At 31.2% G+C, this 18,959-nt stretch carries 15 protein-coding genes and 1 riboswitch; of the genes, 3 read left to right on the top strand and 12 right to left on the bottom strand.

The window, feature by feature from the left end; translation table 11 throughout:
- Nucleotides 1-326 precede the first annotated feature (326 nt).
- A complete protein-coding gene (locus tag GXK57_RS15085; RefSeq protein ID WP_160677965.1) occupies nucleotides 327-2,531 on the bottom strand; it encodes an alpha-galactosidase in 2,205 nt (734 codons plus the stop codon).
- 165 nt (nucleotides 2,532-2,696) lie between these two features.
- Nucleotides 2,697-3,815 (bottom strand): helix-turn-helix transcriptional regulator, encoded by a 1,119-nt coding sequence (locus tag GXK57_RS15080; protein WP_160677963.1) that lies wholly within the window; start codon nucleotides 3,813-3,815, stop codon nucleotides 2,697-2,699.
- Nucleotides 3,816-4,323: 508 nt separating this feature from the next.
- Here GXK57_RS15080 and GXK57_RS15075 point away from each other — a divergent pair.
- On the top strand, nucleotides 4,324-4,818 hold the full coding sequence (locus GXK57_RS15075; RefSeq protein WP_160677961.1) for a sigma-70 family RNA polymerase sigma factor: 495 nt from the start codon (nucleotides 4,324-4,326) through the stop codon (nucleotides 4,816-4,818).
- The gene (locus GXK57_RS15070; RefSeq protein ID WP_160677959.1) at nucleotides 4,811-6,187 is read left to right on the top strand and encodes a serpin family protein; all 1,377 of its coding nucleotides are present in this window, start codon (nucleotides 4,811-4,813) and stop codon (nucleotides 6,185-6,187) included. The genes GXK57_RS15075 and GXK57_RS15070 overlap by 8 nt, the downstream gene beginning before the upstream one ends.
- A 100-nt stretch (nucleotides 6,188-6,287) precedes the next feature.
- On the opposite strand, the gene GXK57_RS15065 is transcribed toward GXK57_RS15070, so the two are convergent.
- From GXK57_RS15065 to htpG, 10 genes are all read right to left on the bottom strand, one after another.
- On the bottom strand, nucleotides 6,288-6,659 hold the full coding sequence (locus GXK57_RS15065) for a DUF3052 family protein (protein ID WP_160677957.1): 372 nt from the start codon (nucleotides 6,657-6,659) through the stop codon (nucleotides 6,288-6,290).
- A 286-nt stretch (nucleotides 6,660-6,945) separates the two neighbouring features.
- On the bottom strand, nucleotides 6,946-7,680 hold the full coding sequence (locus GXK57_RS15060) for an amino acid ABC transporter ATP-binding protein (protein WP_160677955.1): 735 nt from the start codon (nucleotides 7,678-7,680) through the stop codon (nucleotides 6,946-6,948).
- 17 nt (nucleotides 7,681-7,697) lie between these two features.
- A complete protein-coding gene (locus GXK57_RS15055) occupies nucleotides 7,698-8,471 on the bottom strand; it encodes an amino acid ABC transporter permease (RefSeq protein ID WP_160677953.1) in 774 nt (257 codons plus the stop codon).
- A gap of 90 nt (nucleotides 8,472-8,561) precedes the next feature.
- The gene (locus GXK57_RS15050) at nucleotides 8,562-9,395 is read right to left on the bottom strand and encodes a transporter substrate-binding domain-containing protein (RefSeq protein WP_160677951.1); all 834 of its coding nucleotides are present in this window, start codon (nucleotides 9,393-9,395) and stop codon (nucleotides 8,562-8,564) included.
- 186 nt (nucleotides 9,396-9,581) lie between these two features.
- Nucleotides 9,582-9,765, bottom strand: a riboswitch (Lysine riboswitch).
- 223 nt (nucleotides 9,766-9,988) lie between these two features.
- Nucleotides 9,989-10,714 (bottom strand): polyprenyl diphosphate synthase, encoded by a 726-nt coding sequence (gene uppS, locus GXK57_RS15045; protein WP_243156442.1) that lies wholly within the window; start codon nucleotides 10,712-10,714, stop codon nucleotides 9,989-9,991.
- A gap of 498 nt (nucleotides 10,715-11,212) precedes the next feature.
- Entirely contained in the window at nucleotides 11,213-11,569 is a 357-nt protein-coding gene (locus GXK57_RS15040; RefSeq protein ID WP_160677949.1) for a NifB/NifX family molybdenum-iron cluster-binding protein, read from the bottom strand.
- Between the two features lie 58 nt (nucleotides 11,570-11,627).
- Nucleotides 11,628-12,359 carry an alpha/beta hydrolase-fold protein gene (locus GXK57_RS15035; protein ID WP_160677947.1) on the bottom strand — a complete coding sequence of 244 codons (732 nt, stop codon included), beginning with the start codon at nucleotides 12,357-12,359 and terminating at the stop codon, nucleotides 11,628-11,630.
- 284 nt (nucleotides 12,360-12,643) lie between these two features.
- Complete coding sequence (locus tag GXK57_RS15030) at nucleotides 12,644-12,793, bottom strand: hypothetical protein (protein ID WP_160677945.1); 150 nt, start codon at nucleotides 12,791-12,793, stop codon at nucleotides 12,644-12,646.
- Between the two features lie 92 nt (nucleotides 12,794-12,885).
- Nucleotides 12,886-14,163: a helix-turn-helix transcriptional regulator gene (locus tag GXK57_RS15025; protein WP_160677943.1), complete on the bottom strand. Its 1,278-nt coding sequence runs from the start codon at nucleotides 14,161-14,163 to the stop codon at nucleotides 12,886-12,888.
- Between the two features lie 386 nt (nucleotides 14,164-14,549).
- Nucleotides 14,550-16,427, bottom strand: coding sequence for a molecular chaperone HtpG (gene htpG, locus GXK57_RS15020; protein ID WP_160678035.1), 1,878 nt, complete (start codon nucleotides 16,425-16,427; stop codon nucleotides 14,550-14,552).
- A 547-nt stretch (nucleotides 16,428-16,974) separates the two neighbouring features.
- Between htpG and GXK57_RS15015 the strand changes: the two genes are divergently transcribed.
- Nucleotides 16,975-18,885, top strand: a complete 1,911-nt coding sequence (locus tag GXK57_RS15015; RefSeq protein WP_160677941.1) for an NAD(+) synthase — start codon at nucleotides 16,975-16,977, stop codon at nucleotides 18,883-18,885.
- Nucleotides 18,886-18,959 lie beyond the last annotated feature (74 nt).

The raw sequence follows: 18,959 nt of genomic DNA, 5'->3' as shown, positions 1-18,959 counted from the left end.
TTTAAATACTTAAATATTAGAAAAGTATACTAATTTTATCCATATTATTTTTAAAATAATACCTTCTTTTCTAGTACTTCTATTATCGACTTATAACCACACTTCTTTATGGTTTTCTACAGATAATAAGAGTCTCTTTAAATTATACTCTAAATCCTTAATATTACTAGGCCCAGCTAAGAAGAATATTATAATTTTCTAAACAGTAAAAAAAAGTGCAAATCTCCTTCAGCATAGAAGATTTGCACTTTTGTATTTATAACTTCAATTAAACAAATTAAGCTGTACTTAGAAATATAGACATTGCTTTTTTATAATCAATGAATCTACACCGGATTAACTACCTTAACTTTCCATACAACACTCTGGTAGTCACCAAATAGAAACGGTATGGTAATTCCACTATACATCAGCTCATCGCCACCAAATACTCCGTCTATTCCATCTACTATATAATCTTTACTAGGATCTAACCCCTTAAGTCTCAACTTTCTTATTGGTGCATCTGCCTCAGCAAGAATTCTGAAATAAGCTACAAAAGCTTCACTTTTATCTTCTGCAACATACATCCAGGAAGTTTCATTTCTACTATCTTCAAAAGGACTTATAAGTCTATACATATCTCCAAATTGAATAAGAGCTCTTAACTCTTTATAATTATTCACTTGTGCTCTAACTTCTTCTTTTTCTTCTTCACTAAATTTTGTAAGATCAAGTTCATATCCAAAGTTACCAGACATAGCTACATCACCTCTCATCTTAAGTGATGTGATTCTTCCAACTTGATGGTTAGGTACCGCTGACACATGAGCTCCCATAGTACTAGCTGGATAAACTATACTAGTGCCATATTGTATTTTAAGTCTTTCCACTGCATCTGAATCATCGCTAGTCCATATTTGAGGCATGTAATACAAAATACCTGGATCAAATCTTCCACCACCACCAGAGCAGCCTTCAAAAAGTACATCTTGGAACTCTGTAGTTAACTTATCCATTACTTTGTATAAGCCTAACATGTATCTATGAGCGGTTTCTCTCTGCCTCTCTGCAGGAAGTAATGATGATCCAATTTCAGTCATGTTTCTATTCATATCCCACTTTACATAGCTTATAGGTGCATTTCTCAAAACATCTGAAATAGAGTTTATTATATACTCACAAACATCTTCTCTTGACAGATCCAATATTAGCTGAGTTCTAGCCGTAGATCTAGTTCTATCAGGCACATGCAAGCACCAATCAGGGTGACTTCTGTATAAATCACTATCCGGAGAAACCATCTCAGGCTCAAACCACAACCCAAATTTCATATTGATTGCCTCAAGTTGCTTACCCAGATGGGTTAAGCCATTTGGTAGTTTGTTCTTATCCACCACCCAGTCGCCTAAGGAACAATTGTCGCTATTTCTTTTACCGAACCAGCCATCATCCAGTACAAAGAGCTCTATTCCAAGTTTCTTACCTTCCTTAGCTATAGCAAGAAGCTTTTCTTCATTAAAATCAAAATAAGTTCCTTCCCAGTTATTTATAAGCACTGGTCTTGCTTCATCTCTATACTTTCCTCTACAAAGTCTTGCTCTATATAGTTTATGATAAGTTCTAGACATAGAACCTATCCCTTCTGAAGAATACACCATAACTGCCTCAGGAGTCTGAAATACTTCACCAGCTTCTAATAACCATGAGAAATCAAAAGGATTTATTCCTATATTAATCCTAGTAGACTTGTACATATTAATCTCAGCTTGAACCAGAAAGCTACCACTGTATACTAAGCTTAAGCCATATGCCTCACCTTTATCTTCTGTACAGTCTTTGCTTAAAAGCGCAATAAAAGGATTATGCTCATGACTGCTAGAGCCTCTTCTACTTTCTATGGAATGAATTCCAGGAGTAAGTTTTTCCCTTATGATATGCCTCTCCCTGGCCCAAGAACCATTTAAATGTAAGAAATCAAAGTCTTCTCTTATAAAATCCACACTCATACTTAAGGCTCTAAGAAGCTTCAGATTATATTCTCCTTCATTTTTAAACTGTACACTTCTAGTTATTACATTTAAATTCTCAAAAACGGTATATACAAGATATACCTTAAGCCCGATTACCTTATCATACAAAACTATCTCCAGAGATTCTGCTTCATCATCACTTTCAGTATAGGTTGCAGGTAATCCTTGAAGCTTTGGTTTTCCTTTAAAAATTCTATGCTTTTCGTATCTTAAATCTGTTATGGTAGTACCATTTTCCAATTGTACTTGATATGCTGGTGTACGAAAATCCGTATTGCCATATGCAGGATACTCTTGAGGTAGCGTATCTAAAGAAAAAACTTTGTCACTATCCTCTGGATTGGCAGAAAAAGATGTTCTTCCCCTTAAAACTAAAAGCTCTTCTGCATTCACATTTCTGAGCTTTTTCCCCCAATATAGATGTGCTAGATATCCATCCTTTACTACCTGCATCACATAGCTTGTATCCAATGCTTTAAGATGAAAAGTTTTATTATTCTCATTATATGTTATTCCCATAAGTTTTCTTTCCTTTCTAAGTAATCGTCAATGACATTTTAAGTTACTTAAACACTACTTATCCTATAATATATTTTAACAAAACAGTTGTAAAACGTATACAATGAGAATTTATGAATTATAGATAGAAATTTATAGATGTATATAAATCTCTATCTATTCAGACTACAGATTCTTCTTTAAGGAATTTTCTTTTAATTCCTTTACTCTATTCACTACCTTTAAGAACTCTCCATTTTCTTTAATAGGATTAAACGTTTCATCTTCTAGCGTAATTAGGATTGTATCAAATAAATTAAAGGTTATGGTTTCACTTTGATTTTTTTCCATCTCATTAAAACACCATACAGATTGAAACTCTGGATACTTGTTTATATCATCTTCTCCAATATCTTCAAGCATATTGTTTAACATATTTATTGCCTTTTCCTTCTCACCAAACTTCATATAAATACTAGCATATAGCAAATAATTATGATATAAGATTAATGCCTTTCTTCCTTCTGGCATAAAAGCCTTTTTTATATTTATAGCTAGATCAAGATATTTTTCAACCATACTTAAATCTTTGCTTTCCGCATAATAGGAATTAGAAAGAAATGAGCATATTAATGATAGCATCCATATATTTTGAAAAAGCCTACCTTGAAGCATTTTTCTTGCCTTCTTAAATTCACCTTTCCTTATGTAAATATTAGCAAGTAGTTGGTCTGGATTTAATTCACTTTTCTTGATCTTACCTAAGACTTCAATAGCCTTATCTTCTTCTCCTAAACTCGAGTACTCAGCGCCTAAGCAAAACAACGCTTCTTCTACAAGCTTTTGGTCATTGCAATTGTTAGCAATATCCTCAAGTAAGCTAACAGATTTCTTTAGCATTTCCTCTATACCTTCTTCACTGCCTTTTTTAAAGGAATATACTCGAAATAGAAAAGCTATTCTCATCTTTAAGAAGTAGCTATTAGAATATTTATCAATATACTGCCAGCTAAGCTCTACGGCTTTGTCTACCTCATCCCCACTAAATAAAAGTTCACACTCCTTATATAATGACATAACTTCTTCTTTAGAAAGTTCTGTCTTATAATTTAAAAGCTCATCGATAGAAATATTAAAAAAGGACGCTAATACCGGTAGAAAAGTTATATCTGGATATGAGACTCCACTCTCCCACTTTGATACCGCTGCAGTGGATACTCCCACAAAGCATGAAAGCTGCTCCTGAGTAATTCCTCTTTCCTTTCTCATTTTAAAGATAACTTCCCCGATTTTTATCTTGTCCATACTTATCCTCACCTTCTATATATTAATCATCTTTGTCATATAAATACTCTTCAGCTATAATTAAACTACTATATTCCTTAATACTACTATTTTGAAGCAATGCACTCATAGGTATAGTATAAATTAACTTACACAGTATCCCAATGGATTTATAGTTAATTTATAAATAAAAACTTAACCTACAGTTAAGTTTTCTACTTTTTATAAATCCTCTATCAATGCCAAAGTACCAACAGCTTACAATTAAAAAGCTTGTCTTTTATATACCAAATATATTTAGCAATTGCCTTGAAAGTGGCTTGTTTCCTATAAATTCTTAACTTGTTATATTGTTAAATTTATAAATTGTTATATCTATATGTTTTTATATTGCCACACAATGCTTTTATGAATATCATTTTTAAAATTACAAATTCTTCTAAGTTTATGGCTAAAAAGTAATTTTTTTCTTATACTTTGAAACTTTTTCACCTTGTCAATCGTGTATATATTGAAAGGGGGTTAGCGTATGACTAAAAAATCGCAGTACGATTGCGATTACTGCTCTTATGTTGTTGAAGCCCATGGTAATACGGTTTATAAAATATGCAAGCTTTACTTAAAAAGCGAGGCCGATGTAGAGGATGTATTTCAACAGGTTTTCTTAACCTTAATTGAAAAGAAGCCTGTATTTAAAGATAGTGAACACGAAAAGGCGTGGCTTATTAAAGTTACCTCAAATAAATGTAAGGATTTCTTAAAGAACTATTGGAATAAAAATATTATTTCTATTGAAAATGTTGATTCTCCTATAGAAGAAAATGACTCAAATGAAGTTATTACAGCAGTAGCTGCTTTGGATAACAACTATAAGATTGTAATCTTTATGTACTATTACGAGGGATATTCAACTTCAGAGATATCAGAAATTCTAAAAGTTAAGGAAGCTACTATTCGTACTAGATTGAAGCGTGCGAGAGAAAAGCTTAAAGAAAAGTTGGAAGGTGATTACTTTTATGAGTGAAAAATTTAAAAAGGATTTAGACAATATTAACCTTAGTGAGGATTTAAAAAACAGAACTATAGCAAAAATGCAAAGTTCTTTAGGTGAAAAGAAAAAAACTATTATCTTTCTCAGAAGATCATTCTTGCTGCCAATTACATCTTTTTTATTTGTAGCTATAATATTTACATTTTTTATTTTCAAAGGGCCCTTTAACAACACTGTAAAAGCTGAAGATTTACTTCAGGGAATTAAAGCGGATAAAGTTGAGACAAAAGGCACTTTTTCAAAAGAATTCTTAGATTCTGTTTCAAGCTTTTCTTTTTCTATGTTTAAACAGCTTTCAAAGGAGAAAAATGCTCTATACTCACCAACTTCCTTATATCTTTCCCTTGGAACTGTACTTAACGGAACAGACTGCGATACAAAGGAACAGCTTTTAAAAGCATTATCTAAATATGGCTTAACTGAAAATGACATCAATGTCTACTGCAAAGGCTTGATAAGTGACCTTTCAAAAGATAAGAAAGTATTAAACATCTCAAATTCCATATGGTATGACGATAAGCTGGCTATAAATAAGGATTTTCTTAAAGCCACTAAAACTTACTATAATACCAGCGCCTACAAGCTTGATCTACAAAAACCTAATACCATAGAAACTATGAACAAATGGGTAACCAACTCAACCAATAATAAGATTGATAAGATAGTTAATAGTATAGATCCTAGCGCTGCTATGCTTATTTTTTCAAGCATATATTTCGACAATCAATGGAAATATGCTTTTCCAAAGGAAAATACACATAAAGGAAACTTTATTACAGATAATAATTCAACTATAGAAACAGATTTTATGAGTCAAAAAAGCGTAGTTCGAAATCTTTCAAATAGTGTTGAGCAGCTAATTGCACTTCCTTATAAGGATGAGATTTTTACCTTTGTAGCAATGATGCCAAAAGATAATACCGATATAAGAACTTACATCGCAAATCTTAACGATGATGTTATAAGCAGTAAAATTAATACTTTAAAGTCTAGTGAGGTAATCATTAACCTACCAAAGTTCAAAATAGAATTTTGTAAAGAACTAAATAATGAATTATCCTCATTAGGAATGAAGGATATATTTGATGCAAGCAAATCAAATCTCAGTAAGATGAGTCAAAATAAAGACGGTTTATTTGTAAAGAGCATCACACAAAATAGCTATTTAAGCTTAGATGAAAATGGCACTAAAGCTGCTTCCGTAACTAAAACAGAAATAACAAAATCTGCAATGATATCTAATCCAATTACCTTTAATCGTCCTTTTGTCTATGCTGTTATAGACAATCGCACCAAACTTCCAGTATTTATGGGAGTTATGGATGATCCAAGTGGTAAATAATTTTTTTCCATATGTATTATCTAAAATATAATTTCCCAAGGAATAAAAAATCCTGTAGTTAATCTCCCTTAGCTACAGGATTTTTAAAGTAACTTAAAATTTATATTTTCTTAAATCTCATAGCAGCCCAAACTTCATCCAGCGCAACACTGCTACAAGCTATATAACCTTTTTCTGGTGTCAATGCAAATAATATATCCCTATTTATATCATATTTATTTTTTCTATCAGACTTAGGATAAGAAATCCAAAGAACTCCTCCGTTCTCAAGTTTTGATATAGCTTCGTCAATTCTATCTTCATAATCTTTTTTTGAGCTTACAAATAAATGTACAAAATCGTATTTATCCTTCTCAGCAAAGTTTATAAAACTTTGCTCTACTGCCATATCAATATAAGCTTCAGGTGCATATAGATACACTCCTGAAGTTCCTTCTTTCAATCTCATCTTTTTGTAAACTGTACTTTCCATAATATTAACTCCTATTTTATATGTTTTTTAATATTAGATTTAAGTATATCCTATATATTCTTCCTCATAAAGATGATACTCAAAACTAAGAATATTTAAAAGATCTTTATGAATAAACCTCATTGAAAATCATATATCTATTATCCTTTAAAAAAGTAAAAGCTATGAAAAATTTCATAGCCTTTACCTTCTTATTATTATATTTTAGACCCAGTTTAAATCACGGAAACTAAAAACATCTTTAATTTTACGTTATATTTAATATATTGTTAAAATTAACAAAGCCTTATTTTAAAGTACGCTTTAAGAATTCTCTTGTACGTTCTTGTGTTGGCTTCTTAAATATTTGCTCTGGAGTTCCTTCTTCTGCTATAACTCCCTTATCCATGAATACTACTCTGTCAGATACCTCTTCAGCAAAGCCCATTTCATGAGTTACTATAAGCATTGTAAGACCGCTATCAGCAAGTTCCTTCATAACCTTTAGAACTTCTCCTACCATTTCTGGATCAAGAGCTGAAGTTGGTTCATCAAACAGCATTACATCTGGCTCCATAGAAAGAGCTCTAGCTATAGCAACACGTTGTCTTTGACCACCTGAAAGCTGCTTCGGCTTAGCATTAATATACTGTTCCATACCAACAACTTTTAAATACTTTTTAGCAACTGCTTCTGCTTCTGCTTTCGAACGCTTTAACACTTTAACCTGACCTACAACACAGTTACTTAGTACGTTGTGATTATTAAATAAGTTAAAAGACTGAAATACCATTCCAAGCTTTGTACGATATGCATAGATATCATGCTTGTCATCTAATATATTTTCACCTTTATATATTATTTCTCCACCTGTCGGTTTTTCTAGCAGATTGACACAACGAAGAAGGGTTGATTTTCCTGACCCTGAAGATCCTATGATACATACCACTTCTCCTTTTCTTACTGAAAAGTCTATGTCCTTTAATACTTCATGAGTTCCAAAGGATTTACTCAAGTGTTTTATTTCAATTACATTTTCCATACTATTCCCTCCTTCGTTTAATATGTGTTAACTTGATTTTTTCTAGCCATATCCTCTGGGGTTTCTACCTGCATCTGATTAGCATACATGATATAGTTATCTGGTCCATCAAGCTTTCTCTCTATTAATCTTAATATTCTTGTTACTGTAAAAGTCATTACAAAGTAAAGCACACTGGCTACAAAGAATGACTCAAAGTATCTAAAGTTGTTTCCTGCTACTGATTTTGTTTGGAAATAAAGTTCTGTTACTGAAATAACATTAAGTACTGAAGTATCTTTTATGTTAATAACAAATTCATTACCTGTAGCTGGCAATATATTACGTATTGCTTGAGGTAGTATAACATTTATCATAGTCTGAAAATGTGTCATACCTATAGCATCAGCAGCTTCAAATTGTCCCTTATCTATAGAAACAATACCACCACGAATTATTTCTGACATATATGCTCCTGTATTTATAGATACTATAAGAACTGCTGCAAAAAGTCTGTCCATATTTATATCAAAAGCTAGTGCAGCACCATAGTAAATTACCATTGCTTGTACTATCATTGGAGTTCCACGGAATAATTCAATATAAACAAAAAGTATTGCATTTACAAGCTTAAGAAAATATCTTTTAATACCCTTTTCAGGCATTGGAACAGTTCTTACAACTCCAACTAATAATCCAATTACAAACCCTATTATAGTACCAGTCAATGCAACTAAAAGTGTAATACCAGCACCTCTTAGAAACATCTGCCAGTTATCTGAAACAATTTTAATTACCCAATCTAAACTCATTTTCTTCCTCCTTCAATTATTAAACCGAATGTGGTAAGCTACATTCGGTTTATAAAAATTCACACCTCTATAGACAGTAAAATATTAAAACTATTTTGCTGCTGGTTGATTCTTTATAGCAGTATCCATTATTGTCTTTCTTTCATCTTCTGAAATACCTGCTAAAGTTTTATTTATCTTATCTTTCAAATCACTATTTTTAACAATTCCTACTGCTACTGAAGTATCCTCATCTGAAGTTTTAAATCCTGTCTTAAACTCTACCATCTTATATTTTGAATTGGCAGTTTCAGCACTTACACCTTCTGGACGTTCTGATACATAACCATCTATTATACCTGATTCTAGAGCAACTCTCATTGCTGGGAAGTTATCCATAGCTGGTTGCTTTTGAACTCCATTTATTTGATCAATTACACTATAGTGGAAGGTGTTTAACTGAGCTGTTATCTTTGCTCCCTTAAAATCTTGTATAGATGTAGCATCGTCAAATTTTCCACCTTTTTTGACAACCATAACTAAGTTTGATTTGTAGTAGTTATTAGTAAAGTCTATTGTCTTCATACGCTCTGCTGTTGGAGACATACCTGCTATAATAGCATCTATCTTTCCAGAAGTTAAAGCTGGCACAAGTCCATCCCATTCTGTTTTAACTACAACTAGTTGCTTTCCTAAGTCCTTAGCTATTTTTTTTGCAATCTCTATATCGTATCCACCTGCATACTCTGAACTTCCATCAATTTTAACTGCTCCATTAGAGTCATCTTTTTGAGTCCAGTTGAATGGTGCATATGCTGCTTCCAATCCTATTTTAAAAGTACCGCTATTTGCTGATTTATCTGCACTTGCCTTTGTTCCACATCCTGTAAAAATTGTTGTTGCTGCAATAGTCATTGCTATTAATAATGATAATTTCTTCTTCATCTTAAAATCCCCTTTTTAATTTTATTTCTACTGTAGAGCTTTTTACTTGTCCTAAATTCGAACAATAATTTCACCAAATATAACTTAAGTTTGAAATTATACTGTTTTTGAGTAAATAAAAAAAGACCTGAGATGAGCTCAGGTCTTAATAAACATAATTAGCCTAATGCCCCCTTCTTTTTCCCAAAATGAGATAGCACAACTCAATAAACCGGGATGTTTATTGAGACAGTCCTGCAATTCTTAACTGCAGACCCAGCAAATAATACTGAGACATATTATAAGCTTCGGCGACATTTCCTTCTCCTAGGTTTCTTAGCTCTCTCTAGCTCCACTTAAGACTGTTAAATACCGCGCCTCTACCCCACTGATAAAAAGTGAGGCCTTATTAAATTCTATAAACAGTGTACAACAGGATAATCTAGCTGTCAATATTTATTGACAAACTACCAAATATTATCATTCATTCTGATAAATTTGATAAATAGCACTAGCAAATTATCTATTTGGCAATCAATAGACTTTAAAATACTAAATACTAATAATATTCATATATAAATTATATAAAACATATATGTAATTATTGCACTTTACTATGAACCTGTCATCAGGCTTCTATTATAACTATTAACTGCCTGCTTCAAATGTTTGCAAGTAAAGTCAGGCCAACAGTCATCAGTATACCAAAGCTGAGCTTTTGCAGACTGCCACAGCAGAAAGTTACTTATTCTTTTTTCTCCACTGGTTCTGATAAGTAAGTCTACATCTGGTAACCCTGCTGTTAGCATATAACTACTAACTAAGCTCTCATTTATACTATCTAAGCTGATACTATCTGAATTTACATCCTCAACAATCCTTTTTATAGCATCGGTTATCTCTATTCTACTTCCATAATTTAAAGCTATATTCAGTATTAACCCTGAGTTATGCATTGTCGCATCTTCTGTTTTCCTGATTTCCCTTAACAATTCCTTGGAAAGCTTATCTGTAAATCCTATATGTCTTACTTTCACATTGTTTTCGGCTTCTTTTCTTAGTTTAATAAAAAAGTCTTTAAAAAGCTTCATTAAAAAACTAACTTCCTCCTCAGTCCTATTCCAATTTTCAGTAGAGAAAGCATAGAAAGTAAGAACTTCTACACCCATTTCCACACAAGCTCTTGTAATTTCCTCAATAGGCTTTGTTCCTGCTTTATGTCCGAAAGTTCTATTTAAGCCTTTATTTTTTGCCCACCTTCCATTACCGTCACAAATTATTGCAATATGTCTAGGTACTTTAACTCCATGCCTACTTCTCAATTCATTTACCAAACTCAAGATGACATTCTTCCTTTCTTCATAAAATCTCTTAAAGTTAAGGTTATTATTGGATTATAGATATGCTTTAAAGACTGTTTAAAGAGTTCCTATATTGAAATCTCATTTATGCTTGTTCTAAAACTCCGTGTTCTTTGGACTGTATGGTATATTTAGAAACTCTATAATATATGCAAATAGCTTCGACTTTATTTAGGATTAAATTACATATATTTACATATAATTTTAACCTTTTATTCCATTAATTTCAAGCAATTACTAAATTAATATCATTTTTCCCACTAAAATTCATTACATTTTTACGCTTATTGAGTTATATTGTCTTTCTACGCTATAGCGAAAATTTTTCTATATGGTGTGCTTTTATTTGGATTACATTAAAAATTAAGTTTCTACATAATAATTTTATTTGTATAGCATTTAATAAATATTTTAAAAAACAATAGTCCTATGCATTTTAAGAATGCATAGGACTATTGTTTTTAATTGACTTTGTAGCTACTTTTCAGAATGCTTTTTATGGTTATTACATACTATATTTTTATCTTCAAGGGTACCGTCAATATATTGTTGTAGCACATCTATGTATCTTCCTGATGCCCCTCTTATTAGCTCAAAACCTTTATCCTTTATGGCATTTATTGCACCTTGGCCAATGCCATTAGCTATTACAGCTTCAACGCCTTTATGTATAAATAAATTTACTAATCCATCATGATTATGTACCAGTTCCTCTGTAGATACAACTTCAATATCCAGTATCCTTTTTTCCTCTATTGTAGCAAAAGCAAAGCTTTCACTTCTTCCAAAATGGGAGTTTACAACATCTCCACTTATTGGTAAAGCTATCTTCATTTATATTCCTTCTTTCTTTTTGTTATATATAATACTTAAGTAAATCTAAATTTTCAAATTAACATTTAATATCACTCATTAACCACAAAATTGCTTTTTCGAATCTTTTTAATATTTCAGTAAAATGTCCTCCATCATTATATTCTAATTTAATGTTATCATTATTTGTTAGTTGCTCCTTCAAGCTATAATAGTTTTTCTCTGTACATTCTCCAACTGCAGCCATTTTTACATTTCTACTCTTACTTTCCTTTAATCCTAAAGACAAATATACTTTTGCATCTTTATTTACTGGTTTATTTGAACATACAAAATCTATCGAGCCATCATACCATAAAGAACCTGATAAGCTTCCTATTCTACCAAAACAATCACAGCTATAGAAAGTATATAATGCCGCAAGCCCGGCTAGGGAATATCCTATTAAAGCTGTGCTTTCAGGATCTCTTATAGTTCTATAGCTCTCATCTATAAATAACTTTATCGTACCAGTTAAAATTTTAATATATCTATCCGCCTCTCCTTTAAATTCCTCTCCATTTTTATTAATAGCTGGTGAATACCAAGGAGTATAATCTGCCCCCCAAGCATTAGACTTCACATTAACTATAATAAAAGGCTTATATTGTAACGAAAAGCGAGGCTCTACTACTTGTGCAATATCAACAATATCGTCAGCACCATTTATATATAGTACAGGATAATAAAAATTGCTTGTATTATACTCTGGTGGGAGATATACATTAACTTCATATCCCTCAATATTATAGTTTTCTATGGTAAACATCATATCTTTACTCCTAACTATTGTAGTAATAAATAAATTCACTTTATTATTATAAATCTTATCATAAATATAAGCTTTACTATAATTAATAATATTTACACATATACCTTTTGGAATTCATATGACAGAAATCTAGTAGGCGATATAATTTTTTTTTACTATTTACCCTAAACATTTGTTCTAAGCCCTTGATGTTACTATACTTAGCTAGCTTTTTTTGTATAAATTGCCTTAACAGTAAAAATAGGCTAGTAAGTCTATCTTACTAACCCATGGTATAAAAGCTTTTACCTCATTTCTGCTGGATCTTCAGTATTTATATTTATCATCTCGTGTCCATTTGATCCTACATTAAAGTTAACACTCCCTAATATAGGAATAAATAAAGTAATTGTTAGAAAAGCACTAAAAATGATTTTGGGTAATTTTGATTTCATTAATACACCTCATTAACATCATATATTAATATTGTATCACATTTCCAGAACTTTTCCATATTATCTTGATAATTAAGCTAAAAAAGTTACACTTAAACAAGTATTTTTGATAACTTATGTAAAGTTTTTAAAGCTTGTTCATTCTTTTTTTGTTTCACAAGTGTCTCTGCAAGCTTACTTAAAGCATAATTTCTTCCTTCGCCAATTTCGTGTTCCTCTAAAAAGTTAATAAAACTTATAATGGTATATTCTAATTTTTCTAAGTCTTGAGATAATTCCAAAGCTTTTATAAGTTCCATATAATTTTGTATAAGTGATAAGAAGTTCTTATACTGCTCCGCTAAGCTTATTGCTAGTTCAAAAAGCATAATGCTCTGATCATAATACCCTTGTTTTAAAAATAGTCTTGCTTTAGTATTTAAAACATTTGATAGAGTAGTCTTGTCTACCTTGTTCTTTATCTTCTGAGAATATCCAATGTATTTTAGTGACTCTTCAAAATTACCGGAATCACAATAAAATAAAGCCAGATTATTATATACCACTCCCATAAGATTGCTTTCTTTATCTTTCGCTGAATCTATAGTATCAATATATTCTTTAAGTACTTCATCTTTTTTTCCCATATTATAAAGCATATTAGCTTTTAGCACTTTTGCATTTATTATAATGTCTTCAGTTATCTGGATATTGGAGGTAAATATATTTTTATCTAACAATTCTATGCATTCTTCATACTTTTTTAGATATGAATAAGCTAGTGCCAAGTTGAAGCTAGCTTTTAAAAAGTAGTTATCATCATTTTCTTCCTTTGCATATACTATAGCTTGGTTATAATAAAATATAGCCTCTTCATGCTCACTCCTCTTTGCTTTGCAAATTCCCAAAGAGTTATAAATATATACTTGCTCCTTAATATTCTTCAGTTCTTTATATTTGCCTAGGCAATTACTATAGTTGATAAAAGCATATATAAAATTAGACTCTAGAAAATATTTATCTGCATTAAGTTTATATATTTCCGCAAGAATATCATCTAACTCGAATTTCTTTGCTATTTCTATAAGCTCTTCCAGCTGCTCATGTGTATTATCTTTTAGAAGCTCATTATTACAATAAAATCTTGCATCTTCCTGTGGTTTTCTATAAAAGTACTCATCGTCTAGGCTTATATCTACTCCAAATTCAATTGCCTTAGCGTTAAACTTACTTGCTAGAATTCTAGAACTAGCTTTACTTACATTTCTTTTGCCACTCTCCATCATGCTTATAAAAGCTCTGGTCATATTTGCATCTTCTAGATCTGCTTGATTCATATTAAATCTTTTTCGCATAAGCCTTATTTTCTCGTTAGGATTATAAAAATTCAAACCTAGCCCCCCTTTTTTTATGTACTATTATTTAATTCACAACTCTATTTAATATTATAGTTGTTGTGCAAGAAAAAAACATCAACAATTTAAGTTTAATGTTAATAAATCTCAAATACAACTACTAATTCAACTTAATTCCATTTTTAAATTGTCTTCTAAGTATTTTAGGTTAAAAATGTAGCATTGATATTACAAAACTAGTTTCAAAATCTCTATGGAGACTTATAAAAAGTTTAAACCTTCCCTCTCGAAAAGTAGAAGCTCTTTCTTTGAACTGGTATATCTATATATATCTAAAGTATGTTATTTCATCAAATATTAGAAGTTAATGAAAAAGACATTCCTAAAATGAATTTTAGGAATGTCTTAAAAAAGTTGAATGATTATTTCATTATCTTACAGATGCTATTTGTAAACTCAACAGGATCCCCTATTGATAAGCCTTCAATAAGTAGTGCTTGATTGTAAAGAATGTCTGTATACAAATTAAATTTATCTTTATCCTCTTCATATGCAGTCTTTAGAGATTTAAATACCTCATGGTTTATATTTATCTCTAATACCTTATCAGCCTTAACTCCTTGGTTATTTGGCATTGAGTTAAGTATCTTTTCCATCTCTATTGAAAGTTCGCCATCGTTTGCAAGGCATACTGGATGATTCTTAAGTCTCTTTGAAGCTCTAACTTCTTTTACTTTTCCAGTCAATACTGACTTCATGCCTTCAAAGATATCCTTATTTTCTTTTTCTTCTTCTTTTGAAGTTTCATTATTTTCTTCTTCAATTCCAAGATCATTGCTGGATACAGATCTAAACTCTTTTTCCTTATAAGACATTAGCATCTTTATAGCAAATTCATCTACTTCATCAGTAAAGTATAATATTTCATATCCTTTATCAACAAGAAGCTCAGTTTGAGGAAGTTTTTCTATTCTTTCCTTTGATTCGCCTGCTGCATAGTAAATATACTTCTGGCTTTCTGCCATTCTATCAACATACTCAGAAAGTGTAACCATCTTCTTTTCTTTAGAAGAATAGAACATGATTAAGTCTTGAAGTACATCTTTATTACTTCCATATTCACTGTATAAACCATACTTTAGTTGTCTTCCAAAGGCTTCATAGAACTTTTCATACTTCTCCCTATCATTTTTAAGCATGCTTTCAAGTTCGCTCTTTATCTTGTTCTTTATGTTCTTAGCTATAAGCTTAAGCTGTCTATCATGTTGAAGTATTTCTCTTGATATATTTAAAGACAAGTCTTCAGAGTCAACTATTCCCTTAACAAAACCAAAATAATCTGGAAGTAGATCTCCACACTTGTTCATTATCATTACACCGCTTGAATATAGTTCTAAGCCTTTTTCATATTCCTTTGTATAGAAATCATATGGAGTTCTTTCAGGAATAAATAATATAGCATTATAGCTCACAGCACCATCAACGCTTATATGAATATGTTTTAGAGGCTTATCGAAACCAAAATGTTTCTCTGAATAGAAGTTATCATAGTCTTCATCCTTAAGCTCTGATTTATTTTTTCTCCATATTGGAACCATACTATTTATTGTCTTTTCTTCAGTATAGTTTTCATATTCATTCTCAGTACCTTCTTTTAGCTTGCTTTCTGTAACATCCATCTTAATAGGATATCTTATAAAATCTGAGTATTTCTTTATTATGGACTTTAGTCTATATTCTTCTAAATATTCATCAAAGCTCTCGTCTTCTGTATTATCTTTTATTTTAAGAATTATATCTGTACCTACAGAAGTTTTTTCACAAGGTTCTATAGTATAACCTTCTACTCCTTTTGATTCCCATTTAAATGCTTCCTCACTGCCGAAAGCTTTACTTGAAACAGTAACAGTATCAGCAACTAAAAATGCAGAATAAAATCCAACACCAAATTGACCGATTATATCATATCCATCTTTTAGCTCATTCTCTTTTTTAAACTTCAAGGATCCACTTTTTGCTATAACCCCCAGGTTGTCATCTAACTCTTCCTTGGTCATACCTATTCCAGTATCTGAAATCTTTATTGTTCTGTTGTCTTTATCAACAGTCACCTTAATAAAATAATCATCCTTATTGAAGGTTATGCTTTCATCTGTCAATGCCTTATAATATATTTTGTCTATGGCATCACTAGCATTTGAGATAAGTTCTCTTAAAAATATCTCCCTGTGAGTATAGATAGAGTTAATCATAAGATCCAAAAGTCTTTTGGATTCCGCTTTAAATTGTTTTGTTTCCATCATAAAACCTCTCCTTTCGCAATAAAAGACATACATGATGCATGATGCAACATGCTTATTAACTAGATTTTTCTTGTTAGCACTCGTTAATAGTGAGTGCTAATCTATATTTTTTATATATCACTTTCCCTAATTAATGTCAATATATTTTTCTTATTCATATGTTCTCAAAGTTTCATTGTAGCCACGAAAATCAATGCTATTACTACTTTTAATTTTTTTTACTTATTGTATGAAAGCAATATAAAAACTAAGGATGTCTTGATTTTATTTTGATTTACAATTAACATAAATATATAAATTTATATATTTATAGCATCGAAGCTTCTAATAGTAATTAATATAGTTATAAGCTTAGTCCTATAGGGTGAGCTTTCGTATTTATTACTTTAACCAGATATATAGACATACTACTTCAAAGTTAAATCTACCAAAATAAAGCTTCGTAAATTCGTTAAAGACTTTATTCTAATTCTAAGATATTGAAGTGGTACATCTATAGAGACTTTGTAAAAAAAGAAAAATACATAAAGATGGAGTTGATCATATGGATTTTATAAGAGTAGGAGCTGCTTGCCCTAAGGTAAAAGTAGCAGATATTGACTATAATGTTGACAATATAAAGAAGTGTATAGATGAGGCATTAAAAAGCAATGTGAAGTCATTAGTTTTCCCAGAGCTTTCTATAACTGCTTACACTTGTGGAGATTTATTTTCTCAAGCTAGATTGATTAGAGATTCATTAAATGGTGTTGAGAAAATTTGTGAATATTCTATTGGAAAAGATATGCTTATTGCTGTAGGTAACCCTCTTATTAATAATAATTGCCTATATAACTGTGCATTTATTATCTTTGAGGGAAAAGTACTGGGTATAGTTCCTAAGAGTTATATTCCAAACTACACAGAGTTCTATGAAAAAAGATGGTTTACTGAAGGAATTGGATTAAAGAACAAAGTAATAGACCTTCCATTCCAGAAATCTATTCCTTTTGGTACCGATCTTATTTTCAGCTATGAGGATGCCCGTTTTGGATTTGAAATTTGTGAAGATCTTTGGACTGTAGTTCCTCCAAGCTCTTATTTAGCTATTGCTGGAGCTAATATAATCGGAAACTTATCTGCATCTAATGAACTAGTATCAAAGAGTGATTATAGAAAATCTTTAGTAGCTGATCAAAGTGCTAGATGCATGAGTTCTTATATTTATACCTCAGCAGGTGTTCATGAGTCAACTACAGACTTACTATTTAGCGGTCATATGCTAATTTCCGAAAACGGGTCTAAGCTTTCTGAAAACCAACGTTTTCAAAGAGAAAATGAGGTAATTTCTTCAATAGTAGATTTATATAAACTTAATTCTGAAAGATTAAAAAATGTTAGCTTTAGAGATACAGCTAAATTAAATACCCTAGAATTTAGAAACATAGATTTCAACTTTAGTGATGTAAACATAAAATATTTTGATAGATTTGTTGATAAACATCCTTTTGTTCCTTCTTCTGAGATTCAAAGAAAGGATAGATGCAAAGAAATTTTTAATATTCAAGCTTCTGCTCTAGCTAAAAGACTGGAACATACAACACTAAAAAAAGTTGTAATTGGTATATCTGGTGGACTTGATTCTACCCTAGCGCTACTTGTAGCTGTCAAAACCTTTGATCTTCTAAACTTACCTAGGAAAAATATAATAACAATTACTATGCCTGGCTTCGGTACCACAGATAGAACCTATAACAATGCTCTAACTCTTTGCACCGAACTTGGCTGTGATCTTAGAGAAATAAATATAGTAAAGGCTGCACTTCAACACTTTGAAGATATTGGTCATGATAAGAATATACATGATGTTACTTATGAAAATGTTCAAGCGAGAGAAAGAACTCAGATACTTATGGACCTTGCCAATAAAGAAGGTGGAATACTTGTAGGAACTGGAGATCTTTCTGAACTAGCATTAGGCTGGTGCACTTACAATGGAGATCATATGTCAATGTATTCCGTTAACTCATCTATCCCTAAAACCTTGGTTAGATATTTAGTTGATTATGTTGCAAAATATGAAGTAAGTAAAAATGCTTCTGATACCTTGTACGATATATTGGATACACCAGTAAGTCCAGAGCTTCTTCCAAAGGATGAAAATGGAGAGATAGCCCAAAAGACTGAAGATATCGTAGGTCCATACGAACTTCACGATTTCTTTCTGTATCATTTTATTAGACATGGATCTTCGCCGGAAAGAATACTTTTCCTAGCAAAGGCTGCTTTTAAAGATTCATATGATGAGGAAACTATTAGAAAATGGCTAGATAAGTTCCTTAATAGATTCTTCTCTCAACAATTCAAGAGATCTGCTTTACCTGATGGCCCTAAGGTTGGTACTATAAGCTTATCTCCAAGAGGTGATTGGAGAATGCCATCTGATGCTTCCGTTAACAGTTGGCTTAAATACTAAATAAAATCTCAATATATAGTCTACTTCGTAATAAAAGAACAACAAGACTTTGCAATAATATCTTGTTGTTCTTT

The sequence above is a fragment of the Clostridium sp. C8-1-8 genome, from assembly GCF_009928445.1.
Taxonomy (GTDB): domain Bacteria; phylum Bacillota; class Clostridia; order Clostridiales; family Clostridiaceae; genus Clostridium_AR.
Note: the sequence above shows the minus strand (reverse complement) of the source record. Positions and strands in the feature narration are given on the sequence as shown.

Coding starts and splice junctions, on each gene's coding strand:
- GXK57_RS15085 (WP_160677965.1), bottom strand. CDS start 2,531: ATGGGAATAACATATAATGAGAATAATAAAACTTTTCATCTTAAAGCA.
- GXK57_RS15080 (WP_160677963.1), bottom strand. CDS start 3,815: ATGGACAAGATAAAAATCGGGGAAGTTATCTTTAAAATGAGAAAGGAA.
- GXK57_RS15075 (WP_160677961.1), top strand. CDS start 4,324: ATGACTAAAAAATCGCAGTACGATTGCGATTACTGCTCTTATGTTGTT.
- GXK57_RS15070 (WP_160677959.1), top strand. CDS start 4,811: ATGAGTGAAAAATTTAAAAAGGATTTAGACAATATTAACCTTAGTGAG.
- GXK57_RS15065 (WP_160677957.1), bottom strand. CDS start 6,659: ATGGAAAGTACAGTTTACAAAAAGATGAGATTGAAAGAAGGAACTTCA.
- GXK57_RS15060 (WP_160677955.1), bottom strand. CDS start 7,680: ATGGAAAATGTAATTGAAATAAAACACTTGAGTAAATCCTTTGGAACT.
- GXK57_RS15055 (WP_160677953.1), bottom strand. CDS start 8,471: ATGAGTTTAGATTGGGTAATTAAAATTGTTTCAGATAACTGGCAGATG.
- GXK57_RS15050 (WP_160677951.1), bottom strand. CDS start 9,395: ATGAAGAAGAAATTATCATTATTAATAGCAATGACTATTGCAGCAACA.
- GXK57_RS15040 (WP_160677949.1), bottom strand. CDS start 11,569: ATGAAGATAGCTTTACCAATAAGTGGAGATGTTGTAAACTCCCATTTT.
- GXK57_RS15035 (WP_160677947.1), bottom strand. CDS start 12,359: ATGATGTTTACCATAGAAAACTATAATATTGAGGGATATGAAGTTAAT.
- GXK57_RS15030 (WP_160677945.1), bottom strand. CDS start 12,793: ATGAAATCAAAATTACCCAAAATCATTTTTAGTGCTTTTCTAACAATT.
- htpG (WP_160678035.1), bottom strand. CDS start 16,427: ATGGAAACAAAACAATTTAAAGCGGAATCCAAAAGACTTTTGGATCTT.
- GXK57_RS15015 (WP_160677941.1), top strand. CDS start 16,975: ATGGATTTTATAAGAGTAGGAGCTGCTTGCCCTAAGGTAAAAGTAGCA.